The organism is Nonomuraea sp. SBT364 (genome assembly GCF_001083785.1).
Classification (GTDB): domain Bacteria; phylum Actinomycetota; class Actinomycetes; order Streptosporangiales; family Streptosporangiaceae; genus Nonomuraea.
On the sequence record NZ_LAVL01000126.1, the window covers coordinates 1 to 24,938 of the forward strand.

The 24,938-nt window shown below is 71.5% G+C and carries 20 protein-coding genes and 1 pseudogene; 14 read left to right on the plus strand and 7 right to left on the minus strand.

Annotated features, from left to right (window positions below; all coding sequences use genetic code 11):
- The 5 genes from ADY59_RS35565 to ADY59_RS35585 all read left to right on the plus strand — a co-directional run.
- Nucleotides 1-1,268 (plus strand): CBM96 family carbohydrate-binding protein (locus tag ADY59_RS35565; protein ID WP_231619049.1); only part of this gene is annotated, 1,268 nt, incomplete at its 5' end.
- Nucleotides 1,269-1,278: 10 nt separating this feature from the next.
- Nucleotides 1,279-1,785, plus strand: coding sequence for a DinB family protein (locus tag ADY59_RS35570; RefSeq protein ID WP_049571960.1), 507 nt, complete (start codon nt 1,279-1,281; stop codon nt 1,783-1,785).
- Nucleotides 1,786-1,855: 70 nt separating this feature from the next.
- The gene (locus tag ADY59_RS35575; RefSeq protein WP_049571963.1) at nt 1,856-2,482 is read left to right on the plus strand and encodes a VOC family protein; all 627 of its coding nucleotides are present in this window, start codon (nt 1,856-1,858) and stop codon (nt 2,480-2,482) included.
- Nucleotides 2,483-2,532: 50 nt separating this feature from the next.
- Entirely contained in the window at nt 2,533-4,143 is a 1,611-nt protein-coding gene (lysS, locus tag ADY59_RS35580) for a lysine--tRNA ligase (RefSeq protein WP_049571964.1), read from the plus strand.
- On the plus strand, nt 4,140-4,661 hold the full coding sequence (locus tag ADY59_RS35585) for an AAA family ATPase (RefSeq protein ID WP_049571967.1): 522 nt from the start codon (nt 4,140-4,142) through the stop codon (nt 4,659-4,661). The genes lysS and ADY59_RS35585 overlap by 4 nt, the downstream gene beginning before the upstream one ends.
- On the opposite strand, the gene ADY59_RS35590 is transcribed toward ADY59_RS35585, so the two are convergent.
- Nucleotides 4,658-5,140 (minus strand): Lrp/AsnC family transcriptional regulator, encoded by a 483-nt coding sequence (locus ADY59_RS35590; RefSeq protein ID WP_049571968.1) that lies wholly within the window; start codon nt 5,138-5,140, stop codon nt 4,658-4,660. The genes ADY59_RS35585 and ADY59_RS35590 overlap by 4 nt on opposite strands.
- Nucleotides 5,141-5,259: 119 nt before the next feature.
- Between ADY59_RS35590 and ADY59_RS35595 the strand changes: the two genes are divergently transcribed.
- Both ADY59_RS35595 and ADY59_RS35600 read left to right on the plus strand, forming a co-directional pair.
- Nucleotides 5,260-5,700 (plus strand): DUF2000 domain-containing protein, encoded by a 441-nt coding sequence (locus ADY59_RS35595; protein ID WP_049571971.1) that lies wholly within the window; start codon nt 5,260-5,262, stop codon nt 5,698-5,700.
- Between the two features lie 56 nt (nt 5,701-5,756).
- Entirely contained in the window at nt 5,757-6,728 is a 972-nt protein-coding gene (locus ADY59_RS35600; RefSeq protein ID WP_049571973.1) for a ketopantoate reductase family protein, read from the plus strand.
- On the opposite strand, the gene ADY59_RS35605 is transcribed toward ADY59_RS35600, so the two are convergent.
- Nucleotides 6,694-7,221 carry a DUF6886 family protein gene (locus tag ADY59_RS35605; RefSeq protein WP_049571977.1) on the minus strand — a complete coding sequence of 176 codons (528 nt, stop codon included), beginning with the start codon at nt 7,219-7,221 and terminating at the stop codon, nt 6,694-6,696. The genes ADY59_RS35600 and ADY59_RS35605 overlap by 35 nt on opposite strands.
- Nucleotides 7,222-7,317: 96 nt before the next feature.
- Here ADY59_RS35605 and ADY59_RS35610 point away from each other — a divergent pair, with 96 nt between their 5' ends.
- A complete protein-coding gene (locus tag ADY59_RS35610) occupies nt 7,318-7,758 on the plus strand; it encodes a hypothetical protein (RefSeq protein ID WP_049571980.1) in 441 nt (146 codons plus the stop codon).
- A gap of 120 nt (nt 7,759-7,878) precedes the next feature.
- On the plus strand, nt 7,879-9,789 hold the full coding sequence (locus tag ADY59_RS35615; protein WP_049571982.1) for a sensor histidine kinase: 1,911 nt from the start codon (nt 7,879-7,881) through the stop codon (nt 9,787-9,789).
- Nucleotides 9,790-9,814: 25 nt separating this feature from the next.
- On the opposite strand, the gene ADY59_RS35620 is transcribed toward ADY59_RS35615, so the two are convergent.
- Both ADY59_RS35620 and ADY59_RS51825 read right to left on the minus strand, forming a co-directional pair.
- On the minus strand, nt 9,815-10,555 hold the full coding sequence (locus ADY59_RS35620; RefSeq protein WP_231619050.1) for an MBL fold metallo-hydrolase: 741 nt from the start codon (nt 10,553-10,555) through the stop codon (nt 9,815-9,817).
- Nucleotides 10,556-10,565: 10 nt separating this feature from the next.
- Nucleotides 10,566-10,706, minus strand: coding sequence for a hypothetical protein (locus tag ADY59_RS51825; protein ID WP_197094016.1), 141 nt, complete (start codon nt 10,704-10,706; stop codon nt 10,566-10,568).
- 306 nt (nt 10,707-11,012) lie between these two features.
- Here ADY59_RS51825 and rho point away from each other — a divergent pair, with 306 nt between their 5' ends.
- From rho to ADY59_RS35635, 3 genes are all read left to right on the plus strand, one after another.
- Nucleotides 11,013-12,077 carry a transcription termination factor Rho gene (rho, locus tag ADY59_RS35625; RefSeq protein WP_082310653.1) on the plus strand — a complete coding sequence of 355 codons (1,065 nt, stop codon included), beginning with the start codon at nt 11,013-11,015 and terminating at the stop codon, nt 12,075-12,077.
- Nucleotides 12,077-13,042 (plus strand): putative RNA methyltransferase, encoded by a 966-nt coding sequence (locus ADY59_RS35630; protein ID WP_049571987.1) that lies wholly within the window; start codon nt 12,077-12,079, stop codon nt 13,040-13,042. Before rho ends, ADY59_RS35630 begins: the two co-directional genes overlap by 1 nt.
- A 144-nt stretch (nt 13,043-13,186) precedes the next feature.
- Complete coding sequence (locus ADY59_RS35635; RefSeq protein ID WP_049571989.1) at nt 13,187-14,953, plus strand: S9 family peptidase; 1,767 nt, start codon at nt 13,187-13,189, stop codon at nt 14,951-14,953.
- A gap of 760 nt (nt 14,954-15,713) precedes the next feature.
- Here ADY59_RS35635 and ADY59_RS35640 read toward each other — a convergent pair.
- Nucleotides 15,714-17,258 carry a PP2C family protein-serine/threonine phosphatase gene (locus tag ADY59_RS35640; RefSeq protein WP_049571992.1) on the minus strand — a complete coding sequence of 515 codons (1,545 nt, stop codon included), beginning with the start codon at nt 17,256-17,258 and terminating at the stop codon, nt 15,714-15,716.
- A 120-nt stretch (nt 17,259-17,378) separates the two neighbouring features.
- Here ADY59_RS35640 and ADY59_RS35645 point away from each other — a divergent pair, with 120 nt between their 5' ends.
- Together ADY59_RS35645 and ADY59_RS35650 are read left to right on the plus strand one after the other, a co-directional pair.
- Complete coding sequence (locus ADY59_RS35645; RefSeq protein ID WP_049571994.1) at nt 17,379-21,554, plus strand: HAMP domain-containing protein; 4,176 nt, start codon at nt 17,379-17,381, stop codon at nt 21,552-21,554.
- Nucleotides 21,555-21,557: 3 nt separating this feature from the next.
- A complete protein-coding gene (locus ADY59_RS35650; RefSeq protein WP_049571995.1) occupies nt 21,558-22,184 on the plus strand; it encodes a response regulator in 627 nt (208 codons plus the stop codon).
- A 98-nt stretch (nt 22,185-22,282) separates the two neighbouring features.
- Here the strand turns inward: ADY59_RS35650 and ADY59_RS35655 are convergent, their stop codons facing one another.
- Together ADY59_RS35655 and ADY59_RS35660 are read right to left on the minus strand one after the other, a co-directional pair.
- Entirely contained in the window at nt 22,283-23,500 is a 1,218-nt protein-coding gene (locus ADY59_RS35655) for an NYN domain-containing protein (protein WP_049571997.1), read from the minus strand.
- A gap of 184 nt (nt 23,501-23,684) precedes the next feature.
- Nucleotides 23,685-24,938 (minus strand): annotated as a pseudogene (locus ADY59_RS35660) (hypothetical protein); the annotation flags it as partial.

Here is a 24,938-nt window from a genome sequence, read left to right on the forward strand (position 1 = left end):
TGCCGCCACCATCCCCCGTCCCGCCGCCGCCGCACATGCAGGCGCCGCCGCACGCGCACGGGCAAGCGCCGTCGCACATGCAGGGGCCGCCGCACGCGCAGGCGCCGTCGCACGCGCAGGGGCCGTCGCACATGCAGGGGCCGTCACACGTGGCGGGGCCGTCTGCCGCATCGGCGCCGCCGGGCGGAGCGCCTCCGGTGCCGGGTGGCGGCCCTTCCTTTCACACCGGGACCGCCGTATCCACGCCCACCGTGGCGCGCCGCAAGTCGCGCCGCTGGATCCTGGCGTCCGCGGCGGCGCTCACCGCGACGGCCGCCGCGGTGGCCGCGGTCCACCTGAGCGGCGGGTTCGCCCCGGCGACGGCGGTGCCCGCCACCGCCACCCCGCGGCCCCCGGCCACCGCGATCGAGCCCGTCGTCTCCGCGTCGAGCCCGGCGGAGCCCTCGGCGACGGCCAAGAAGCCCACCCTCGCCAAGGTGTTCGTGACCACGGACGAGAAGGCCCACGCGCCGGGCCAGACCTTCCGGCTGAAGGTCACCGGCCGCCTGTCCAACGGCCGCCCCGCCGGCCTGGGCCGGGCCGCCCTCGTCTTCCACAGCGCCGATCCCCGCGTGGCCACAGTCAGCCCAGACGGCCAGGTCACCGTGCTCGCCGCCGGCCAGGTCCGCATCACCGTCAAGGTGACCATGAACGGCGCGTCCCGGGTCGGCGCCCTCCCGCTCAAGGTCGGGGCCACGGCGACGCCCACCGCCTCGACGGAGGCGAAGGCCGGCCCCCGGAAGTTGCGCGTGCCCGCCACGCTGACCAACATGATCCGCGGCGGCGGCTACTCCGGCGATTCCTTCGCCGCCTGCGTGGAGTGCAAGGTCAAGCAGGGCAACCCCGCCTACTACCGAGAGACGTACTTCCGCTTCGACCTCGGTTCGGTCAAGGTCAAGCCTGCCCGGATCGCCTCCATCGTGCTGTACGCCCACATGCGGGTCGACGACGCCGTCGACGCCGAGGGCCGGGCGGGCGCGTACGCCATGGGGAACGGCTGGAACTCCAAGGTCACCTTCGACACCCGGCCACGGCTGGGCGCGTCGCTGGGCGAGTTCCCGCCGGTGGGCGTGAACGGCAGCTGGGTGAAGCTGAACGTGACCGGCTACCTGAAGGCGAAACTCGGCAGTCAGGCCAGCGTGGGACTGGCCGAGTCGGAGGGTGTGGGCCTGGCCATCGGCGGCCTCTCCTCCAAGACCGCCCCCTATCTCGAAATCACCACTCGATAGGTTGACGGCCATGGCAGAGACCAGGATTCCGCCGATCTTCGACGGTGACGAACGCGCGATCCTCTACAGCTGGCTCGACTGGCACCGCGAGACGCTGGCGGCCAAGTGCGCCGGTCTGTCGGAGGACCAGCTCAGGCGGCGCGCGGTGCCTCCGTCCGGCATGTCGTTGCTCGGGCTGGTGCGGCACATGGCGCACGTGGAGCGGGCCTGGTTCCGCCGGATGATCGACGACGAGGACGTCCCGCTGCTGTACGGCAAGGCGGAGCGGCAGGACGCCGACTTCGAGGACGTGGACGGCGCGTCGGCGGAGGAGGCGTTCGCCACCTGGCGGGCGGAGATCGAGCTGGCCCGCAAGGTGTCGGCCGGGCTGCCGCTGGACGCGATCGCCAAGCGGCGGCGCGACGGCAACGAGGTTTCGCACCGGCGCATCCTGATCCACCTCATCCAGGAGTACGCCCGCCACAACGGCCACGCGGACCTGCTGCGCGAGCGCATCGACGGTGTGACCGGCGAATAACCCGGCGGTCATTGCCGCGCCGCCCGCGCCGGACTTGGATGGCCCTACGCCGACATGGGAGGGGCCGACCGTGATCGATCCTCGACTGGACCATCTGCTCTACGCGGTGCCCGACCTGACGGCGGCCGTGGCCGAGTTCGGCCGCCGGACCGGCGTGACCCCGGTGGCCGGCGGCAGTCATCCGGGCGGCACCGCCAACTACCTCGTCGGCCTGGGACCGGCCGCGTACCTGGAGATCATCGGGCCGGATCCGGCGGCCGACCCGGCGACGCGGCGGCGTGCCGCGGAGCTGGAGCTGCTCGACGTGCCCCGGCTGGCGGGGTGGGCGGTGCATCCCGACGACATCGGCAAGGCCGTGCGGGAGGCCCGCGATCAGGGGTACGACCCGGGGGACGTGGAGCCGATGTCGCGCCGCACCCCCGACGGCCGACTGCTGGAGTGGCGGCTGACCCGCTGGGACGAGCCGGCGCGGGTGGACCCGGTGCCGTTCCTCATCGACTGGGGCGCCACGCCGCATCCCGCCTCGTCCGGGCTCCCGCAGGTGAGCCTGGTCGCCTTCGGCGCGACGCATCCGGATCCGCCGGAGCTGCTGGCCTGGCTGGGAGCCCTGAGGGTCGAGCTGGACGTGCAGGCGGGGGCCGCGGTGGCGTTGCGCGCGGTGCTGGAGAGCCCGCTCGGCCGGGTGGAGCTGACCTGACACGGGCGAACGCGTTGGCCTAGGGGCGGCCGAGCCGCAAGAATGGCGCGATGAGCGCTGCTGACAGCACGGAGGCCGACTGGGTCTCCCGATTCGCGGACGAGGTCATCTCCGAGGCGGAGCGTCGCGCGCCCGGAAAACCGATCGTGTGCGCCTCGGGGCTGAGCCCGTCGGGGCCCATCCATCTCGGCAACCTGCGTGAGGTGATGACCCCGCACCTGGTGGCCGACGAGATCAGGCGGCGCGGCCACGACTGCGTCCACCTGCTGTCCTGGGATGACTACGACCGGTTCCGCAGGGTCCCGGCGGGCGTGGACCCGTCGTGGGAGGAGCACATCGGCAAGCCGCTGAGCTCGGTGCCCGCGCCTCCTGGCAGCGCGCACACGTCCTGGGCCGAGCACTTCAAGGCGCCGATGGAGGCCGCGCTGGCCGAGCTGGGCGTCGAATACCGGGGCATCAGCCAGACGGAGCAATACACCTCGGGCGTCTACCGGGAGCAGATCCTGCTGGCCATGCGCGAGCGGGAGCGGATCGACGCCGTCCTGGCCCGCTACCGGTCGCAGCAGCGGGAGGGCTATTTCCCGTACAAGCCCTATTGCGAGCTGTGTGAGCGTGATCTCACCACGGTGACGGCCTACGACGACGCCAGCACGGAGCTGGCCTACACGTGCGTGTGCGGGTTCGGCGAGACGGTGCGGCTGGCCGAGCACGACCGGGGCAAGCTGGTGTGGAAGGTCGACTGGCCGATGCGGTGGGCGTACGAGGGAGTGGTGTTCGAGCCGTCCGGCGTCGATCACCACTCGCCGGGGTCGGCGTGGATCGTCGGCGGGCAGCTCGTCGGCGAGGTGTTCGGCGGCGAGCAGCCGATCGGGCCGATGTACGCGTTCGTCGGCATCACCGGCATGGCGAAGATGAGCAGCTCCAAGGGTGACGTGCCGACGCCGGCCGACGCGCTGGAGATCATGGAGGCGCCGGTGCTGCGCTGGCTGTACGCACGCCGCAAGCCGTCGCAGTCCTTCAAGATCGCCTTCGACCAGGAGATCCAGCGGCTCTACGACGAGTGGGACGCGCTCGGCCGCAAGGTCGCCGGCGGCGACGCGCAGCCCGCCGAGCTGGCCGCGCACGGCCGGGCGGTGCGCACGGCGGACGGGCCGCTGCCCGATACACCCCGCCCGGTGCCCTATCGCACGCTGGCCTCCATCGCCGACGTCACGACCGGCGACGCCGCGCAGATCCTGCGCATCCTCGGCGACCTCGACGGGATCGGCTCATTGGGCGAGGCGCGGCCCCGGCTGGACCGGGCGCAGCGGTGGATCGACACGCAGGTGCCCGCCGAGCAGCGCACCCGGGTGCGTGAGGAGCCCGACGGCGAGCTGCTCGACACGCTCGGCGAGACCGAGCGGGAGGCGCTGGCGATGCTGGTCGAGGGGCTCGACGCGCACTGGTCGCTCGACGGGCTGACCGCGCTGGTCTACGGCGTGCCGAAGCGGCAGGCCGGGCTGGAGGCCGACGCCAAGCCGACGCCCGAGGTGAAGGCGGCCCAGCGGGCCTTCTTCGCGCTGCTCTACCGGCTGCTGGTGGGCCGTGACACCGGGCCCCGGCTGCCGACGCTGCTGCTGGCGGTGGGAGCCGACCGGGTGCGCAAGCTGGTGGGGGCGTGACGGCGTTCCTGATCACCGGGATCTCCGCGTCGGGCAAGTCCACGGTGGCGCAGGCGCTGGCCGAGCGGCTGCCGAAGGCGGCGCACGTGCGGGGCGACGCGTTCCGGCGGATGGTGGTCAGCGGCGGCGTCGGCATGACGCCCGAGCTGCCGGAGGAGGCCGTACGCCAGCTTCACCTCCGCTATCGGATCGCCGCTGCGGCGGCCGATCTGTATGCCGGTGAGGGGTTCACGGCGGTCGTGCAGGATGTGGTGCTCGGTGCGGATCTGGCGTTGTTCGCCGGGCTGATCCGCACCCGTCCGCTGCACGTCGTCGTGCTGGCCCCGGAGGCGGCCGTGGTCGAGCGGCGCGAGCGTGAGCGCGCCAAGAACGGCTACGGCGCGTGGACGGTCGCGGAGCTCGACGCGGCGCTGCGCCGCGACACGCCGCGCCTGGGGCTGTGGCTCGACACCTCGGCCCAGACGCCGGCGCAGACGGTGGAGGAGATCCTGGCGAGGGCGGCCGAGGCGCGCGTCTAGCGGGGTTTGCGCGACCTCGGCTCTTTCGGCAGCACCTCGACCGACGTCTTGCGGATGTGGTCGTAGACCAGCGAGGTGCGCACGTCGGCGATGTTGCGCTGGCGCGAGACGTGATCGAGGACGAAGTCCCGCAGGTGGGTGGTGTCGCGGACGGCGACCTGGATGATGAAGTCGTCGCCGCCCGACACCACGAAGACCGCGAGCGTCTCGGGCAGCGAGGTGACGTAGTCGCGGAACCCCTCGACGGCCTCGCGGATCTTCGGGTGCAGCCGGACGTTGATCAGCGCCTGCACCGGACGGCCGATCGCGTCGAGGTTGACCTCGGCGTGGAAGCCTTCGATCACGCCGTCGCGGCGCAGCGCCCGCACCCGTTCGAGACAGGTCGAGGCGGCGACGCCGATGCGCTCGGCCAGCTCGCGGTTGGTCTGGCGGCCGTCACGCTGCAGCTCGGCGAGGATCGCCGTATCAAGTTCGTCCACGGGCGCATCGTCTCACGAATATCCGAATTTTCTTCGGAATCCACAACATCAAGTTGTTCATCCAGCGGCCACAATGTGATTCTTCCCAAGAAAGTTCGGACACGGATGGGAGTAGCCGGATGGAGCGCCGCACCGACCTGCCTACCAAGAAGCTACCGGTCAAATGGGTGATGGTGGTGGACCGCGAACTGCCCGCCGGGCTGCAGGCCAACGCCGCGGCGTGCCTGGCGGCCTCGGTCGGCCACGCGGTGCCGGCGATCGTCGGCCCCGGCGGCGACGACGCGTCCGGGGAGCCGCACGCGGGGCTGCCCTGGATCGGCTGCACAGTGCTGGCCGCCCCCGCCGCGATCGTGCGGCGCATCAGGGACGACGCGGCCCGGGAGCCGGGCCTGGTGGTCACCGACATGGCCGACGTCGCCCAGCGGGCCCGGGTCTACGACGACTACCTGGCCCAGCTGGCCGGCACCAAGACCGAGGACGTGACGTACTTCGGGGTGAGCCTGTTCGGGCCCAGAGCGGCCGTGGAGCGCCACACGGCCCGGCTGCCGCTGCTGCGTTAGTACGACTCAGGCACCTCGGTGGCGCTCGCGAACGAGCGGATGACATCCTCGGAACCATGCGTTACATCGTCATCGGAGCGGGAGCGGTCGGCGGCACGATCGGCGCCCGGCTGTTCCAGGGTGGGCACGAGGTGCTGCTGGTCGCGCGGGGCGCCCACTACGAGACACTGAAGAGTCGCGGCCTGCGCCTGATCACTCCATACTCCGACGACGTCCTCGACATCCCGGCGGCCGACGGCCCCGTGGCGTGCCGCGACGACGACGTGCTGATCGTGGCCACGAAGTCGCAGGACACCGTGGCCGCGCTCGCGCCGTGGCCCACGCACCTGCCGGTGGTGTGCGCGCAGAACGGCGTCGACAACGAGCGCGCCGCGCTGCGCAGGTTCGAGAAGGTCTACGGGATGTGCGTGTGGCTGCCCGCGCTGCACACCGAGCCCGGCACCGTGGCCGCCTACGGCTCGCCGCGCTCGGGGCTGCTGCACGTCGGCTGCTACCCGCACGGCTCCGACGAACTGGCCAAGCAGATCGCCATCGACCTCGACCGCAGCAGGTTCGTCGCGCTGCCGTCGGCCGAGGTGATGCGCTGGAAGTACGGCAAGCTGCTCGCCAACCTGGCCAACGCCGTCGAGGCGCTCGCCGGGCACGGCGCGGGCGTGGAGGAGGTGCTGGAGATGGTCAGGTGCGAGGGCACCCACGTGCTGGAGGAGGCCGGCATCCCCTACTCCACGCCCCGCGAGGAGCGTGAGCTCCGCCGCGACCAGGTCGACCTGCTGCCTATCGGCGGCAGCATGCGCGACGGCGGCTCGTCCTGGCAGAGCCTGGCCAGGGCCACCGGGTCGATCGAGGCCGACTACCTCAACGGCGAGATCGTGCTGCTCGCCCGTGAGCTCGGCATCGCCACCCCGGCCAACGAGGTGCTGCAGCGGGAGGCCAACAGGTTCGCCAGGGAGCGGCGCGAGCCGGGCTCGATGCCGCTGGAGACGCTGATGGAGCTCATCGCCGAGCGTTCCGGAGCCGGATCCCGCTGAACTCCATGGTGCTGGCCGTCACCTCCTTCCAGAACGGCCACAGGTTGTCGAGCACCCGGAGCTGGATCCCGGCCTCCTCGTGCAGCTCGAACAGGTCGCCGACCGGCTCCGGCGGGCCGAGCGGCAGCACCGGCACGGTCGCCACGACCGCGCTCGGCGGGTCGCCGAGCGGCGCGAACTCGGCGGCGGGCAGCCTGTAGGCGAACAGGCGCACGTCCATCATCGCCTTCAGCCAGCCGTACTCGACCGCGTGCACCCGGTCGCCGCAGCCCACGCCGACGATCCGGTCCACGTCGGTCTGCGCCGTGCGCGGCCCTCGCCAGGCCATCGCCCGGGGGCAGGCGCGGGGGAACCAGTAAGCGGGGCACCGCTCGGTGTCCACCGCCCAGACGTAGGGCTCGCGCAACTGCGAGGTGGGCGCGACGTGCGGGAGGAAACGCTCGATGGTCGGGTCCTCGGAGAAGTGCAGCACCTGGCCTGGTTCGGGTCTCATGACCGCAATCATGACCCGCAACCCCGTGCCCGCCGGGCATACCGCGCCGGACTGTGGGCAGTGGGATCTCGCTCTGACGACGAGGAGTGAGTTGAGATGATCTTTCTAGGTCTGTTACTGGTTCTGCTCGCCGGTGCGGCGGCCGTGGTGGCCATCACGGAGGAGAGCGCCCGGTACATCCTGTTCGGCTACACGTTCACGCCCGACCACGTCGAGATGTTCCTGGCGGGCGCGGTCTCGGCCGCGCTGCTGGTGCTCGGCTTCTGGCTGATCGCCGCCGGCTCGCGCCGTTCGGCCAGGCGCCGCCGCCGGCTGGCTCACGTACGCGCTGACGCCTCCGACAAGGTGGCCCGGCTGGAGGACGAGAAGCGCGAGCTGGAGCGGAAGCTCGAACGCGAGCACGCCGCCACCAGCAAGCCGATCGCCGGCCGTACGGGCAAGCACGCGGACGGCCACACGGACGGCCACGCGGATGGGCACGTGGATGGGCGAACGGACGACCGTCTGGTCGCCGGCCGCGAAGAGAGCAAGCGGTGACCGAGCGGTGACCACACCGGTGCGAGGGCGGCGGGGCGCCCTCGCGCCGATGATTCGCGGCGTTTCTTCGCATGACGGGTGTAATCTGCGATGCGCGCTCATCATGCACCCGGAGGTCGCATGCCCCCCACACGTGGCCGTCCCATCGCGATCAAGCTCCTCATCCTCCTGCTGGTCCCGCTGACCTCCCTGGTCGGCCTGTGGGCGTTCGCCGCCGGGCTGACCGCCGGCGACGGGCTGCGCATGCTGGAGATCGACGAGCTGGCGACGAACCTGGCCGCCCCCTCCGAGGAACTCACCACCCACCTGCAGAACGAGCGGCTCTCCTCGATCCAGTACGTGACCGCCGGGCGCAACCCCGAGACCCTGGACATCCAGCGCTCGCAGACCGACACGGCGGCCAGGAAGTTCCGCGAGCTGGCCGCCCGGCAGCGTGACCTGAGCCCGGAGATGACCGCCCAGCTCACCACCCTGAACCGGCGGCTCGACCAGCTCCCGCAGGTCCGGCGGGAGGCCGACGCCCCCGGCGCGGCCCCGCTCGACCTGATCAACGGCTACAACCAGATCGTGGACGCCTCCTTCCGCATGTACGACGCGATGGTGCTGGTCCCCGACATGACGCTCTACCGCAACGCCCGCGCGCTGACCATGCTGGGCGAGGCCAAGGAGCTGCTGTCACGCGAGCGCGCGATGATCGCGGTGGTGCTGAGCCGGGGCCGGATGACCCCCGCCGAGCGCGAGGCGTTCGCCGACTGGACGGCCACCAGGCGGCTGCTCTACGCCCAGGCCATGTCCCACCTCGACGACGGGCTGCGCAGGCCGTACCAGCAGCTCGTGACCTCCCCGATGTACGTGGAGTTCCTGGAGGCGGAGGACGCGATCAGAGGGCAGGCCATCGTCAACGGCCTGCCGGCGGAGGCGGCCACCTGGCCCGTTGACGCCACGAACCTCTGGAAGGCGTCCGAGCGCAACCAGCGCAGTTCCGGCCGGGCCATCACCCAGCGGGTCACCCCCGCGGCCGCCGGCATCCTGATCAAGATCGGGGTGGCGGGCGGGATCGGGCTGATCGCCGTGATCGCCTCCATCCTGCTGTCGCTGCGTTTCCGCAAGCGGTTGGTACGCGAGCTCGCCGGGCTCCGCGACGCCGCCACCGAGCTGGCCGAGGTGCGCCTGCGCGACCTGGTCAAGCGGCTGCGCACGAGCACGCGCCCGCCCTCGCGGGCCGAGCTCGCGGAGCTCACGCCGCTGGAGATCAAGGCGGAGACGTCCGAGGTGCGCGACATCGTGCAGGCGTTCAACCACGTGCAGTCCACGGCCGTGGAGGCCGCGGTGACCCAGGCCCGGCTGCGCCACGGCGTCAACCAGGTCTTCGTCAACCTGGCCAGGCGCAACCAGTCGCTGCTGCACCGCCAGTTGCTGCAGCTCGACGGCATGGAGCGGGGCACCGAGGATCCGGCCGAGCTGGAGGACCTGTTCAAGCTCGACCACCTGACCACGCGCATGCGCCGGCACGCGGAAAGCCTGATCATCCTGTCGGACCAGACGCCGGGCCGCGGCTGGCGCAACCCGGTGCCGATCCTGGACGTGCTGCGCGCCGCCGTGGCCGAGGTGGAGGAGTATCAGCGGGTCGAGGTGCTGCAGGCGCCACCCGTCGCGCTGATCGGCACGGCCGTCACCGACGTGGCGCACCTGATGGCCGAGCTGGTCGAGAACGCCACCCTGTTCTCGCCGCCGCGCACCCGGGTCGACCTGCGCACCACGTCCACCCCGTTCGGGCTGATCGTGGAGGTGGAGGACCGCGGGCTCGGCCTGTCGCGGGCCGAGCTGGACGAGCTCAACACCCGCCTGGCCGAGAAGCCGGAGTTCGACCTGGCGCAGAGCGACCGGCTCGGGCTGTTCGTGGTCGGCCGGCTGGCGGCCAGGCACGGGATCAGGGTCACCCTCACCGCGTCGCCGTACGGCGGGCTGACGGCCAGGGTGTCGCTCCCGTCGGCCCTGCTGACCGACCAGCCCGCACTGGCCGGAACCTGACGATACTTGAAGCCCGACGCGGGGCTCAGAGCCTGACGAACGGCTCGGCGAAGTGTGCCGTGGCGAGCAGCGCGTGCGCCGCCCGCAGCTCGCCGAGCACCGCGGCGCGGGTGGCGGCGGCCCGTTCCTGGTCGTCGTCGTAGACGTAGCGCACGGCGGGGTCGTCGAGCTGCACGGGATGCAGCACGAGGTCGCCGGTCACGGCCAGCTCGCCGACGCGGGCGATCTGATGGCCGGGCGTGTGGCCGGGGGTCAGGTGGACGCGCACGCCGGGCGTGACCTCGGCGTCGCCGTCGACGGCCAGCAACTGCCCCTTGAGCGGGGTGAGCACCCGATCGGCCAGCAGGCCGTCCGCGGCGTCGAGCTCCGCCTGCTGGACCACGTACCGGGCGTTCTCGAACAGTGGGCGGCCGTCGGAGACGGCGCCGCTCGCGTGGTCGCTGTGCAGGTGCGTGAGGATCACCGTGTCGACGTCGGCGGGCGCGACGCCCGCGGCGGCGAGCTCACCGGTCAGCGTTCCGGGAACCGGCGCCCAGCTCGACGCGAGCGAGTCGGTGCCGCCGATGCCGGTGTCGACCAGCGTCAGGCGGCCGGCTCGGTCGCGGAGCAGGTAGCAGTGGAAGTGGAGCACCCACGGCTCGTCCGGGAGCGCCGAGCCGGGGAACATCTCCGGAAGCGGGCGGCGGATCGCCTCGCCCATCGGGCCTACGGCGTCGCAGAGCGGTGTGACCTCGACGCCTGAAACGGTTTTCGGGTGGTGCGGCACGCCGCTCAGCTTAGGCGGCGACCGGCTCGCGCGGCACGTACTCGTTCTCGAGGTCGGCCGCGTAGACGGCGCGGCAGCAGGTGGCGCACCGATACATGATCGGGCCCTCGTCGAGCTCATTGTGACAACGCGGGCATCGGGTGCTGTTCATCTCATCCCCCTAGGATTCTCTTCTCCATGGAACCTTCGGCGCATTGCAAAGGTCCTGCAGCTCGCTTGCTCTACGCAGAGGGAGCGGAGAAGAACATTGTTACGGTCCGCTACCCGAAGCGCGCGCCAAGACACGAGGAATCCCCCGGGAATAGCCCAACAGGACTAGGCGTTGCATGGACAGCGACGTGTGATACGTTGCCCCCAGCGTCGAGCTTCACGCTCCGCTGATCTCACCGCCCCTCTTCGCGGGCCGGTCTTCTCAACTCTCGCCGATCTGTTTCGGCGCACCCTCAAGGGGTTCACCATGTCTGTTCACACCGGCCTTCTCGACGTGCGAGAAAAGGCCTCCTTCATCCGCACCGACCACCTGCCCGGCCCGGACGACCTGCGCCTGCATCCGGACAAGATCCGGCAGTACGGCCTGCGTCCCGGCGATCACGTCGTCGCCGAGGCGTCGGGCGGCAAGCTCGTCCAGATCGAGGCCGTCAACGGCCACACCGACTGGCGGCACCGGCCGCGCTTCGCCGAGCTGACCCCCGTCCATCCCGAAGAGCGCCTCCGCCTGGAGACCGAGTCGCTCAGCACCCGGGTCATCGATCTGTTCACGCCCATCGGCAAGGGGCAGCGCGGGCTCATCGTCGCGCCGCCCAAGGCCGGCAAGACCATGGTCCTCCAGGCTCTCGCCGACGCCGTCACGCGCAACCACCCCGAGGTCCACCTCATGGTGCTGCTCGTGGGCGAACGGCCCGAGGAGGTCACCGACATGCGCGCCTCGGTGCGCGGCGAGATCTTCTCCTCCACCTTCGACCACCCCGACCGCGACCACGCCACGATCGCCGAGCTGGCCATCGAGCGGGCCAAGCGCCTGGTCGAGACCGGTCAGGACGTCGTGCTGCTGCTCGACTCGCTGACCCGGCTGGCCCGCGCCTACAACAACCTGGCGCCCGGCGGCGGCAAGGTCCTCACCGGCGGTCTCGACGCCGCCGCCCTCTACCCGCCCAAGCGCTTCTTCGGCGCCGCCCGCAACGTCGAGGGCGGCGGCTCGCTCACCATCCTCGCCACCGCGCTCGTCGAGACCGGCTCCCGGATGGACGACAACCTGTACGAGGAGTTCAAGGGCACCGGCAACATGGAGCTGCACCTGACGCGCGACCTGGCCGAGCGGCGCCTCTACCCGGCGGTCAACCTGGACGCCTCCGGCACCCGCCGCGAGGAGATCCTGCTGCCGGACCGGGAGCGGCAGATCGTGTGGCGGCTGCGCCGCATGCTGAGCGGCCTGGACCGGCAGCAGGCGATGGAGATGCTCGTCGGCAAGCTCCGCGACACCCCCTCCAACGCCGCCTTCCTGACCTCGGCCACAATGGCCTGATGCTGGCTGACATCGTCGAACACCTCGCCTGCCCGGTCTGCCGGGAGCCGGTGCGGCTCGACCCCGGCTCGCTGCGGTGCGCGCGCGGGCACTCCTTCGACGTGGCCAAGCAGGGATACGTGAGCCTGCTGGTCGGCTCCCGGCCGCCCGGGACGGCCGACAGCGCGGAGATGGTGGCCGCGCGCTCCCGTTTCCTGGAGGCCGGGCACTACGCGCCGCTCGCGCGGGCGCTCGGTGGGAGCGTTCTCAGTCATACCGAATCGTTCTCACACTCGCCTGACGGCGAAGCCGCGAAGGCGTACGGTAGTGCCGAAATGGGTTCCGGGCCGGCGCCGCAAGCGCTTGCGGACCGCCCGGTCATGGTTGACGCCGGCGCGGGGACCGGCTACTACCTTTCGACGGTGCTCACGGCCGCGGGGCGTGGCGTTGGGATGGCGTTCGATGTGTCCAAGCATGCTGTACGGCGAGCCGCACGGGCGCATCCCCGGGCGGGGGCGTTCGTGGCGGACGTCTGGCGCACGCTGCCGATCCGCGACGGGGCGGCCGATGTGGTGATCAACGTGTTCGCCCCGCGCAACGGCCCGGAGTTCCGCCGGATCCTGCGGCCGGGCGGGGCGGTGGTGGTCGTGACACCGACGGGCGATCACCTGAGCCCGCTGGTCGAGGAACTGGGGCTGCTGTCCGTCGACGCCGACAAGGAGCGGCGGGTCGCCCGGAGCCTGGAGGGGTTCACCGAGACCCGGCGGCAGGAGGTCGCGTTCGAGATGGAGCTGGGGCCGGCCGACGTGCTGGAGGTCGTGGGGATGGGGCCGAGCGCGTGGCACACGGGGACGGCGGAGCTGGAGGAGAGAATTTCGAGCTATTTCTCCCCCGGAGTCACGAAAAAACGGGGAAAAGTAGTTGTAAAGGCGGCGTTTTCGCTATCTACCTTCGAAGTGACACCTTGTGCAAGACCCGCTCCTTGACGGACGAGTGAGACAGGTGTTACTGATGGGGCATTTAGTCCGAAATTCCCCCACATTCCCGGAGTATTTCCGCGACACAGGCGCAATACTGGACGGCAACCCACGCCAGGGCGGCGTGGGCCACAGAGGGAGGGGGCGCGCCGGATGAAGGCGGAGGAACGCTGGCAGTCCAGGTTCCGCGCGTCGCGCATGTCGCTGCCCACCTGGGCCCGCCTTGCGCCGAGCCGCTCCATCTACCGCTCCAACGTCACCGGCACGTGGGAGGTCTACGCCTGGGACCGGGCGACCGGCGTCACCCGCCAGGTCACCGAACGGCCGCGCGGCACGACCTACGCCGCCATCGACCCCACCGGCCAGTGGGTCTACTGGTTCGCCGACACCGACGGCGACGAGTTCGGCATGTGGTTCCGCCAGCCGTTCTCCGGCGGCGCCGCCGAACCTGCCGCCCCCGACCTGCCTCCCGGCCAGCCGGGCGGCATCGCGCTGTCCACCACCGGCCTCGTCGCGCTCACGCTCGCCAGCGAGGGCGCGTTCCGCATCCACCTGGCCCGCGACGGCGAGCCGACCCGGCTGCTGTACGAGCACCCCGAGGCCGCCTGGGTCGCCGACATGTCGCTCGACGGCGAGCTCATCGCCATCAACCACGGCGAGTACGGCGGCTTCCGCCACCCCGCGCTCCGCGTCGTCCGCAAGAGCGGCGACACCGTCGGCGAGCTCTACGACGGCCCCGGCAAGGGAGTGATCGGCCTCACCTTCGCCCCGGTGCCCGGCGACCGCCGCCTGCTCGCCCTGCACGAACGCCGCCGCCGCCACGAACCGCTCGTGTGGGACCCGGTCACCGGCGAGCAGCGCGAGATCTGGCTCAAGGACTCCGGCGACCTGACCGCCGACTGGTACCACGACGGGCGCGGCCTGCTGATCCTGCGCGGCAACCGGGCCCGCAGCCACATGCACCGCTACGACCTGGCCGGCGGCGTCCTGACGCTGATCGACACGCCGCACGGCGTGATCGACGAAGCCATGCCCCGGCCCGGCGGGCACGTCGAATACTCCTGGTCCAGCGCCTCCCGCCCGCCCGTCATCCGCTCCAGCACCGGCCAGGTCGTGATGAACGCCGGCGGCCCCGCCGCCCCGCCCAGCGTCCCGGTCGAGGACCTCGACGTCGACGGCCCCGGCGGCCTGATCCACGCGCTGGTCTCCCGGCCCGAGAGCGGAGCCGCGCCGTTCCCCACCGTGTTCATGCTGCACGGCGGGCCGGCCGAGCACGACCAGGACTCCTTCTCCCCCGAGGTCGCCGCCTGGGTCGACGCCGGATTCGCCGTCGTCCGCGTCAACTACCGCGGCTCCACCGGCTACGGCTCCGCCTGGCGCGACGCGCTGCACGCCGAGGTCGGCCACATCGAGCTGTCCGACGTCGCCGCGGTGCGGCAGTACGTGACCGAACGCGGCATCGCCGACCCCGGGCGGATGCTGCTGTCGGGCACCGGCTGGGGCGGCTACCTCGCCCTCCTCGGCCTCGGCACCCAGCCCGGCCAGTGGGCCGCCGGGATCGCGGCGATGCCCATCGCCTGCCACCGGACCGCCTACGAGGACGAGGCCGAGAGCCTGCGCGCCTACCACCGGGCGCTGCTCGGCGGCTCACCCGACGACCAGCCGGAGCGCTACGCCGCCAGCTCGCCGATCACGTACGTGGACCAGGTGAAGAGCCCGGTGCTCATCCTGGCCGGCGAGGACGACACGCGCAGCCCGCTGCGGCAGGTGCGCATGTACGTCGACCAGCTCGCCGAGCACGGGTGCGAGCACGAGCTCTACACCTACAGCCCGGTGCGCGGCACCCTCGTGGTCGCCGAGCGCATCGCCCAGATGGCTCTCCAGCTCGACTTCGCCCGCAAACACCTCCAAGTCTCCTGACCCCCTCCCGTACAGCACCCGCTGCGGACCCCCCACCCTCTCCGGAGCACCGCCCCCCTTCCCGGAAGCCGGGCTTTCCGGGACACCGGGCCCCTCTTCGAATGCCGCGCCTCTCCGCATACGGCGCTTTCTTGGGGCGGTGAGCCCTCTCCGAAGGGCACGCCCTCTCAGGGGACCACCCCCTCCGGCCAGCGTCCCCTCCGGCAAGCGCACTCTCTCCAGAGACCGCCCCCTTCAGAAGACCGCCCCCTTCAGAAGAGCGGTCCCTTCAGGACAGCGGTCCCCTCGGAGACACGCCCCTCAGGCAAGCAAGCCCCTGCTCGGAACCACGCTCCTCCGGGAGGCCGAGCCCCCTCTTCGAGGGCCGTGCCTCTGGAGAGCGGACTCCCTGCGGAGGAGCGCCCCATTGAGAGGCGAGCCCCTTCCGTGACGCCACGCCGCCCCTCCAGGCAAGCAACCCCCTCGTCGGGGACCGCACCCCTTCGGTGAGCGGCTCCCCCATCGGGGAAGTGTCCGCCTCCGGAGGAAGGGGACCTTCGGAAGAGCGAGCCCCATCTGAGGAAGGGGACCTTCGGAAGAGCGAGCCCCATCTGGGGGACCACGCCCCTCCGGGAAGGCGGCCCTCTCCGGGGACCGCGCCCCTACCGGGAGACGGACCCAGCGAGGGCCGCGCCCTAACAGAAAGGCGGACCCAGCGGGGGCCGTGCGCCCTTTGGGTGGGGAGAAAGGCGGGCTTCTGGTTGGGGAAGGGGAGGCGGGGTCAGCGGGCGCGGAGGACGAGGATGGCGAGGTCGTCGGCGCTGGGCTGGGCGGCGAAGTCGGCGGCGCCGCGGCGGATGCGCTCGGCGACGGCGCGCGCCGACAGCCCCGCGCACTCGGCGAGCATCTTGGCCAGCCCGCCGTCGTCGTCGAGCAGCCGCCCGCCGGAGCGCCGCTCGGTGACGCCGTCGGTGACCGCGAGCAGCACGTCGCCCGGGTCGAGGTGGATGGTGTCGGCCTCGAAGACCACCTCGGGGAAGACGCCGAGCAGCGACTGCGGGGTGGTGACCCCCTCCACGACGCCGCTGGGCTTGAGGCGCAGCGCCTCGGGGTGCCCGGCGGACACCAGCCGCACCTCCAGCCCGCTCCCGGCGGGCGAGATGTCGCCGTGCAGCAGCGTCAGGAAGCGGGCCCGTTCGCCCTCTTCGAGGATCGCCTGGTTGAGCCGCCCGAGCACGGCGGCCACTCCGTAGCCCTCGCGGGCCAGCAGCCGGAGCGTGTGGCGGGCCAGCCCGGTGACGGCGGCCGCCTCGGGCCCGGTGCCGCAGACGTCGCCGATCGCGAACCGCCAGGAGTCGTCACCGGCCTTGAACAGGTCGTAGAAGTCACCGCCGACCTCGTTGACCTCGCCGGCCGGCTCGTACACGACGCCGTAGTCGAGGCCGGGCACCTCGGGCTCGTTGGGCGGCAGGAGGCTGCGCTGCAGGGCGCGGTTGGCGGCGGCCTGCTGGGCGTAGACGCGCGCGTTGTCCATGGCCAGCGCGGCCCGCCTGCCGATGTCCTCGGCGAGCTGGATGACCTCGTCGGGGAAGCGGTCGGCGCGGCCCAGGCACATGACGCCGAGGCTGCGGCCGCGGGCGGTCAGCGGGACGGCGAGCACGTGCGCGTCGGGCAGGTGGAAGGTGGAGGTGGCGCGGGCGCCGACGGCGGTCACGTCCATCTCGTCGAGCTGTTCGCGCAGCGCGTCGATGCGGGCCTCGTCGGCGTGCCACAGGTAGACCAGGCGCTGCGGCCCGGCCTCGCTCTCGGCGGTGTAGACGCCGCACCAGCTGCTCAGTCGCGGAACGACGATCTGGGCGATGATGGCGGGCACCATGTCGGGGTCGAGGGTGCCGGCCAGCAGGTCGCTGGCGTCGGCGAGGAAGCCCAGCCAGTGCGGCCCGCGCGAGGTCTGCTCCAGCCACTCGGAGGACTCCGCGCCCTTGGAGCCAGGTAGCGTGAGCCTTGCCCAATGGACACGGGAATCGCCCGCGAAGGTGATTCCCCACTCTTCGACGGTGACGGAGGGAGCTTTCGGATCACCCGGCGATGTGCTTCGCTGCTTCAACTCGACCTGGACAGCACCTCCCAGATGCTTCCAAATCACCTCAAACGGCTCGTCAACCACCTGCTCGGCAAGATCACCCGCGACTTGCTCGGCGATGTGGAGCATGCCTCCGGTGGCCCACGCGGTCATCACCTCGCGCGTGAACCTCATCGCGTCCGTCACGGCCGTCTCGCCAGGCGCGAACGTCGCGGCGAGCACCGCATGGGGAGAAGCAGTCATCCGTACGTGCCTACCACACTTCCCGCTGACTTGGGGTAAATCCAAGGACAGGACTACGAGCTACTCATCGTGACAGACTTGAATCACTCACCGGAGTCACCGGCGGGTGAAGGAGGCCCCATGACAACGGCCAAGGCCGCGCCAAGTCCTGAGGAGAGGACCTATACCGAGTCGGATCTCGTCCCGATCCTGGAGACGCTGTTCTCCTGGCGTGACGGTGACTTCCGGCGCCGGGTCCCGCACGCGCCCGCGGGCATCCTCAGCGAGGTGCGGTTGCTGCTCAACGAGGTCGCGGACCGCCGCGAGCACCTCGCCAACGAGCTGGTCCGGGTGCGCAAGGAAGTTGTCAAGGAGGGCCGGTTCGGCGAGCGGCTGACGCCCGGCCCGGGCGTGGGAGCCTGGGCCGAGAGCGTGGAGTCGGTCAACATGCTGATCGAAGCCCTGGTGAGCCCGGTGAGCGGGGCGGCCGACGTCATCGACGCGGTCGCGAAGGGTGACCTGTCGCGCCGGATCGACCTCGACCGGTCGGCCCGCGGCGAGGTGCGCCGCCTGGGCAAGGCGATCAACGGCATGGTCGACCAGCTCGCGCTGTTCAACTCCGAGGTCACGAGGGTCGCGAGGGAGGCCGGCACCGAGGGCCGGCTGGGCGGCAGCGCCAACCTGCGCGGCATGTCCGGGAGCTGGCGCGACCTCACCGAGGCGGTCAACACGATGTCGTCCCGCGTCGCCGCGCAGGTGCGCGACATCGCGGTGGTGACGACCGCGGTGGCCAAGGGCGACCTGAGCCGCAAGGTGACGGTCGACGCCGTGGGCGAGATGTTCGAGCTGAAGAACACCGTCAACACGATGGTCGACCAGCTGTCCGGCTTCGCCGAGGAGGTCACCCGCGTCGCCCGCGAGGTCGGCACCGAGGGACAGCTCGGCGGGCAGGCGCAGGTGACGGGCGTGTCCGGGGTCTGGAAGGACCTGACGGAAAACGTCAACTCGATGGCCAACAACCTCACCTACCAGGTGCGCAGCATCGCGACCGTGGCGACGGCGGTGGCCCAGGGCAACTTGTCGAAGAAGATCACCGTCGACGCGCAGGGCGAGATCCTGCAGCTCAAGGACACCCTCAACACCATGGTCGACCAGCTCTCGTCGTTCGCCGACGAGGTCACCCGCGTCGCCCGCGAGGTCGGCACCGAGGGCAAGCTGGGCGGTCGTGCCGAGGTGAAGGGCGTGTCGGGCGTCTGGAAGGACCTCACCGACAACGTCAACTCGATGGCCAACAACCTCACCTACCAGGTGCGCAACATCGCCCAGGTGACCACGGCCGTGGCCAACGGCGACCTCACCCGCAAGATCGACGTCGACGCCCAGGGCGAGATCCTGGAGCTCAAGTCGACCATGAACACGATGGTCGACCAGCTGTCCTCGTTCGCCTCCGAGGTCACCCGGGTGGCCCGCGAGGTCGGCACCGAAGGGCAGCTCGGCGGCCAGGCGCAGGTACGCGGCGTGTCCGGGGTCTGGAAGGACCTGACGGAGAACGTCAACTCGATGGCCAACAACCTGACCTCCCAGGTGCGGCAGATCGCGGCCGTGTCGTCGGCGGTGGCGCAGGGCAACCTGTCGAAGAAGATAACGGTCGACGCGCAGGGCGAGATCCTGCAGCTCAAGGACACCCTCAACACCATGGTCGACCAGCTCTCGTCGTTCGCCGACGAGGTCACCCGCGTCGCCCGCGAGGTCGGCACCCAGGGGCAGCTCGGCGGCCAGGCGCGGGTCGGCGGCGTGTCCGGTGTGTGGAAGGACCTCACCGACAACGTCAACTTCATGGCCAACAACCTGACCTCGCAGGTGCGCAACATCGCCGAGGTGACCACCGCGGTCGCCAACGGCGACCTCACCCGCAAGATCGACGTCGACGCCCAGGGCGAGATCCTGGCCCTGAAGACCACCATCAACCGGATGGTCGACCAGCTGTCCTCGTTCGCCTCCGAGGTCACCCGAGTGGCCCGCGAGGTGGGCTCGGAGGGCCAGCTCGGCGGCCAGGCCCGCGTCGAGGGCGTCGAGGGCACCTGGAAGCGGCTCACCGAGAGCGTCAACGAGCTGGCCGGCAACCTCACCACGCAGGTGCGTGCCATCGCCACCGTGACCAGCGCCGTGGCGCGCGGCGACCTGACCCGCTCGATCGCCGTCGAGGCGCAGGGCGAGCTGGCGGAGCTGAAGGACAACATCAACTCGATGGTGGCCAACCTCCGCGAGACGACCCAGGCCAACCAGGAGCAAGACTGGCTCAAGTCCAACCTGGCCCGCATCTCCCGGCTCATGCAGGGCCACCGCGACCTGTTCGAGGTGGCCAAGCTGACCATGAGCGAGCTCACGCCGCTCGTGTCGGCCCGCTACGGCGCCTTCTACGGCGTCGACCCCGAGGGCGAGCACGAGTTGCTGCTGATCGGCGGCTACGGGGTGCGGCCCGACCGGGGGCCGCGCCAGCGGTTCGCGTTCGGCGAGGGCATCGTCGGGCAGGCGGCCGCCGAGGGGCGGCACATCATCCTCGACGACGTGCCGCCGAAGTTCATCACCATCGACAGCGGGCTCAGCCAGTCGACCCCGGCGCAGATCGTGGTGCTGCCGGTGCTGTTCGAGAGCCGCGTGCTCGGTGTGCTGGAGCTGGCCTCGTTCACGCCGTTCGGCGAGGTGCACCTTGACTTCCTGACGCAGCTCGTGGAGACGATCGGCGTCACCATGAACACGATCATCGCCAACTCGCGCACCGAAGACCTGCTGACAGAGTCGCAGCGCCTGACGCGCGAGCTGCAGGAACGCTCCGACGAGCTGCAACGTCAGCAGGAGGAGCTGCGCCGGTCCAACGCCGAGCTGGAGGACAAGGCGGCGCTGCTGGCCAAGCAGAACCGCGCCATCGAGATCCAGAACTTCCAGATCGAGCAGGCCCGCCGCACCCTGGAGGAGCGCGCCGAGCAGCTCGCCGTCTCCTCGCGCTACAAGAACGAGTTCCTCGCCAACATGTCGCACGAGCTGCGCACGCCGCTCAACAGCCTGCTCGTGCTGGCCAAGCTGCTGACGGAGAACGCCGAGGGCAACCTGACCTCGCAGCAGGTCGAGTTCGCCCGCACGATCCACGGCGCCGGATCGGCACTGCTCCAGCTCATCAACGACATGCTCGACCTGTCCAAGGTCGAGGCTGGCCGGATGGACATCCACCCGATCCAGGTGTCGCTGCCGAAGATGGTCGACCTGCTGGAGGCGGCGTTCGCGCCGCTGGCGGCCGACAAGGGGCTGGCCTTCGCCGTCGACGTCGACCCGGACGTGCCGCAGGAGCTGCGGGCCGACGAGCAGCGCCTGCAGCAGGTGCTGCGCAACCTGCTGTCCAACGCGGTCAAGTTCACCCCGAAGGGCGAGGTCAAGCTGCGGGTGGCGCCCGCGCCGACCGACGTCGACTTCGACGACGAGACGCTGCACGGCGCGCCCAACCTGCTCGCCTTCCAGGTGATCGACACCGGCATCGGCATCGCGCCCGACAAGCGCGAGGTCATCTTCGAGGCGTTCAGGCAGGCCGACGGCACCACCAGCCGCAAGTACGGCGGCACCGGTCTGGGCCTGGCCATCTGCCGCGACATCGCCCGCCTGCTGGGCGGCGAGATCCACGTCGACAGCGAGCTGGGCCAGGGCAGCACGTTCACCCTCTACCTGCCGGCCTCCTACACCGGCCCGCTGGCCGCGACCGACGGCGGCGCCCCGCGCAGGCAGCTCCTGACCGCCCAGATCGAGGAGCCCGAGTCCCTCTCGCCGGAGCCGCCGCTGCCGCTCGACCTGCCGCTGCCCGAGCTGGTCGAGGCCCCGGTCGAGACCAGCCAGTGGCAGGGAGAAGACCCGCTCAACGGCGCCAAGATCCTCATCGTCGACGACGACATCCGCAACGTGTTCGCGCTGACCAGCGTGCTCGAACGGCACGGCTCCACGGTCGTCTACGCTGAAAACGGTCGTGAGGGGATCGAGCAGCTCGAACGGAACGAGGACGTCGCACTCGTGCTGATGGACATCATGATGCCGGAGATGGACGGCTGGGCCACCACCTCGGCCATCCGGCGCATGCCGCAGTTCGCCGATCTGCCGATCATCGCGCTCACGGCCAAGGTCATGCGCGGCGACCGTGAGAAGAGCATCGCCTCCGGCGCCTCCGACTACGTGCCCAAGCCGGTCGACGTCGACCGGCTGCTCGAACGGCTGCGCGGCTGGCTGAGCCGCGGACGCGCCGCCGCACCCGAATCCTCCTCCCCGGAAGGGTCGTGATCCATGGCGGATCGGGCCAAGATCCTGCTGGTCGATGACCGCGAGGAGAACCTCATCGCGCTTGAGGCGATCCTCAGCTCGCTCGACCTGGTGCCGGTACGCGCCAGGTCGGGCGAGGAAGCGCTCAAGGCGCTGCTCAACACCGAGTTCGCACTGATCCTGCTGGACGTGCGGATGCCCGGCATGGATGGGTTCGAGACCGCCGCGCACATCAAGCGGCGGGAGCGCACGCGCAACATCCCGATCATCTTCCTGACGGTGGTCGACAGCGCGCCCGACTACGCCTTCCGCAGCTACGCGGCCGGCGCGGTCGACTACCTCACCAAGCCCTTCGACCCGTGGGTGCTGCGGGCCAAGGTGTCGGTGTTCGCCGAGCTGTACAACATGCACAAGCGCCTGGCCGAGCAGGCGTCGCTGCTGCGCGAGCGGCTGGCCGGTGAGCTGCCGCCGGACACCCCCGACGGGGGCGTCCTGCCGGAGCTGTCCCGCCGCCTGACGGCGGTCGAGGACGAGCTGGCCCGCGTACGGGAGCTGGCCCGCAAGGCCCAGGACCCGACCCTTTCGGGCCCGCTGAGCGACCTCGGCGAGCGCGTCCTGCACCTGCGCGCCGGCTTCGACGCGCTGTCCTGACCCCGGCGTCCTGGCTCACCCACTGGCGGGACTGCCAGAGCCGGGAACGGCCGGTTCCGTCCATGCGCCGGACGGGGCTCAGTCAATGGTCGACGCAGCTAGTGGCGGGCGCGTTCGAGGGCGTCCCAGAAGCCGCGGCGCAGGGCGTGGCGGACCTCGTCGTGCAGCAGGAAGTCGATCGGCAGCGACGAGCCCTGCAGCAGCCTGGCCTCCAGGTCGGAGGGCATGCGGGGCTTGCGGGCGAGCACGGCTTCGAGCCAGAGCGCCGGGGCGTCGCGGGCGACCGACTCGCCGAAGTCGTGGCCCTCGCGGTGGGCCGACTTGACCGCGTCGGCCAGCGTGGTGGCCCCGGCCGTGGCGGCCGACGGCGGCGACACGGGGGCGGCCTGCGGACCGGTGTAGGAGCCGAGCTGCGACTGCTGGTAGGCGCCGCCGCTGGACGGTGAGGAGAACTGGCCGGTCGTCGGCGACTGCTGCTGCGGTTGCTGCTGCGGGATGGGACCGGTGGCCGGGGCGGGCGACGGCTGCGGCGCCGGCGACGGGTCGGACTGGAAGGTGTAGGTGGGCAGCGCGGGCGGGGGCTGGGCGCGGCTCGGCGACGACCCGATCGAGGGCTGGCCGGACGTCGGCGTGCCGGACTGCGGGAGCGCGTGGCTGCCGGTGCCGGCCGGGGCCGACGGCAGCGACGGCGGGAGCGACGCGGCCGGCAGCGAGTGGGCGCCCTGGCCGTTGCTGAGCGGCTGGTGGTGGCCGTTGGACGCCTCGGTGGCGCCGGTCACCAGCGTGACGTACGGGCGCAGGTGGGCGCCGCCGAGCTCGATGAGGTCGTCGCTCTCCTGCCTGAGCGTGCGGGAGACGGCCCAGCTGGCGGAGCTCGCCTCGGCCGCGATGTTGACCACGGTGACGCGGATGCCGAGGTCCTGGGCGTCGCACATCACCTGGGTCAGGTCCTCGTCGCCGCTGACCACGACCGCGTCGCAGATGGCGTTGTTGCGGGCCAGCGTCATCAGGTCGCGGTGCACCTGGGCGTCGACGCCCTCGCGGCGGCCGGGGCGGATGCGCGACAGCCGGAGTTTGAGGCCGGGGATGTCGGCGAGCGCGTCGTGCTCGGAGGTGTGCCTGCCCTCGACCGTCGCCTCGTACCAGTAGCAGCGCAGCAGCGGCAGGCCGGTGCGTTCGCGCGACAGGCCGGACATGAGCTGCAGCAGCCCCGGATAGTCCCAGGAGACGGCTTCGCGATGGCGGGTCCCATGCACGGCCATCGCACCGTCAGCCAGCAGATAGCCAGCGTCCACGAACAGCGCGCAGCGATCCACTGACACGGCCCCTTTCCTGGTGGTCCGACTTGCTGGCTCCGCACCGTGAGAGCCGGACTCGGCGGCCCTGTCCCAGGGTAATGAAAGCAAGTGATCGCGCGAGGGTTAATCCCGACGATTCGCCCCGCGGCCGACGTTATGCCTGACCAACAAGGCGCACGGTACCATTTTGTCCCGTTATAGGTCACTGGTCTGCGCGCACGCTCACGGCCGCCACCCCGAACATCACCGCGTCCCGTTCCGAGGCGATCGCCACCCACGGCCGCGACCCCAGTCTCCCGGTGATCGTGTCCACGTCCACGCCGAACGTCATCCCGTCGGCCCCGCTGGACGAGCCGTCGAAGACGTTCTCCCGGTCATGGTCGCCGCCGGCCGGCGCGAGCGCTCCCGCGCCCAGCGACACCTTGTCCCCCTTCAGGTCGGCGTCCCCCTCCCACACGACCACCTGCGCCCTGGCGTCCGCCGTGCCGCGTCCCAGCCCGCCGAGCGGCATCCGTACCAGGTCGTGCTCGCCGCCGACCACGGCGGCGTCGTCGAGGACGACGGCCCTGCTGTACGGGGCCGAGGGGGCGGAGACGACGACCACGAGGCTCCAGCCCGCGTGACCCGCCGGGCCTTCCGGGAGCGGCGGTGCGGCGGCCCACCACGTGCCGGACCTGTTGACCGCGTTCACCAGGCTGGTGACCTCCGCGAACGCCTGGTAGGCGGGGCCCGACGGCAGCTCCGCGTGATCCACCTGGGTCGGCCTGACCTCGACGTACCGCTTGCGGCCGGGGGCCTTGAGCCTGATGGGGGCGATCGTCCGGGGGGCGCCGGCGGTGTCCTCGGGGTAGGCCGGTGCGGGGGTGCCGGCTGACCAGTAGAGGCCGGCCCACACGGCGCGGGAGCCCTTGGGGAGGGCGAGCCTGGCCGCGCTGGAGGCGGGGGTGCCGGGCTCGTCGTCGTCGTCCTGGAGGCGCATCGGCCACAGGTCGTTGTCGCGCTGGTCGCCGTGGCGTCGCCGGGCCGCCACGCAGTCGTCGCGGTCGGAGGGGCAGCTCAGGAACGAGTTGCCGGCGGCCCGCACCACGACCTTGCCGTCGGCGGCGAACCGGGCGGGGGCGCCGGTGGATCGCACGCCCGCGGTCGACCTGGCTCGCGCCCGGAGGGGGCCCGCCTCGACGCGGAGGGTCGGACCGGAGCCCCGGGGTGCGGCAGCTGCCACCTCGACGCGCAGGAACACCGCCGTGCCCTGCCCCGCCGCCAGCGGCTGCCTCGCGCACCTGACCCCGCGCCCGGCCAGCCGGCACGACCACCCGTCCACCGCTCCCACCGGCCGCACCACCCTCCCCGTCACGACGGGAGCCACCCCACCGGCACTCAGGGCGAGCGCGGCCCGGACCGAGCCTCCGCCCCCCGAAGGGAGCGCGGCCGGAGCCGGGACGGCGCCCTCCGGGGA

What these genes read in the sequence shown, in the direction of transcription:
- ADY59_RS35570 (WP_049571960.1), top strand. Translation starts at nt 1,279, where the DNA reads ATGGCAGAGACCAGGATTCCGCCGATCTTCGACGGTGACGAACGCGCG.
- lysS (WP_049571964.1), top strand. Translation starts at nt 2,533, where the DNA reads ATGAGCGCTGCTGACAGCACGGAGGCCGACTGGGTCTCCCGATTCGCG.
- ADY59_RS35595 (WP_049571971.1), top strand. Translation starts at nt 5,260, where the DNA reads ATGGAGCGCCGCACCGACCTGCCTACCAAGAAGCTACCGGTCAAATGG.
- ADY59_RS35630 (WP_049571987.1), top strand. Translation starts at nt 12,077, where the DNA reads ATGCTGGCTGACATCGTCGAACACCTCGCCTGCCCGGTCTGCCGGGAG.
- ADY59_RS35640 (WP_049571992.1), bottom strand. Translation starts at nt 17,258, where the DNA reads ATGACTGCTTCTCCCCATGCGGTGCTCGCCGCGACGTTCGCGCCTGGC.
- ADY59_RS35610 (WP_049571980.1), top strand. Translation starts at nt 7,318, where the DNA reads ATGATCTTTCTAGGTCTGTTACTGGTTCTGCTCGCCGGTGCGGCGGCC.
- ADY59_RS35650 (WP_049571995.1), top strand. Translation starts at nt 21,558, where the DNA reads ATGGCGGATCGGGCCAAGATCCTGCTGGTCGATGACCGCGAGGAGAAC.
- ADY59_RS35605 (WP_049571977.1), bottom strand. Translation starts at nt 7,221, where the DNA reads ATGAGACCCGAACCAGGCCAGGTGCTGCACTTCTCCGAGGACCCGACC.
- ADY59_RS35635 (WP_049571989.1), top strand. Translation starts at nt 13,187, where the DNA reads ATGAAGGCGGAGGAACGCTGGCAGTCCAGGTTCCGCGCGTCGCGCATG.
- ADY59_RS35645 (WP_049571994.1), top strand. Translation starts at nt 17,379, where the DNA reads ATGACAACGGCCAAGGCCGCGCCAAGTCCTGAGGAGAGGACCTATACC.
- ADY59_RS35600 (WP_049571973.1), top strand. Translation starts at nt 5,757, where the DNA reads ATGCGTTACATCGTCATCGGAGCGGGAGCGGTCGGCGGCACGATCGGC.
- ADY59_RS51825 (WP_197094016.1), bottom strand. Translation starts at nt 10,706, where the DNA reads ATGAACAGCACCCGATGCCCGCGTTGTCACAATGAGCTCGACGAGGGC.
- rho (WP_082310653.1), top strand. Translation starts at nt 11,013, where the DNA reads ATGTCTGTTCACACCGGCCTTCTCGACGTGCGAGAAAAGGCCTCCTTC.
- ADY59_RS35615 (WP_049571982.1), top strand. Translation starts at nt 7,879, where the DNA reads ATGCCCCCCACACGTGGCCGTCCCATCGCGATCAAGCTCCTCATCCTC.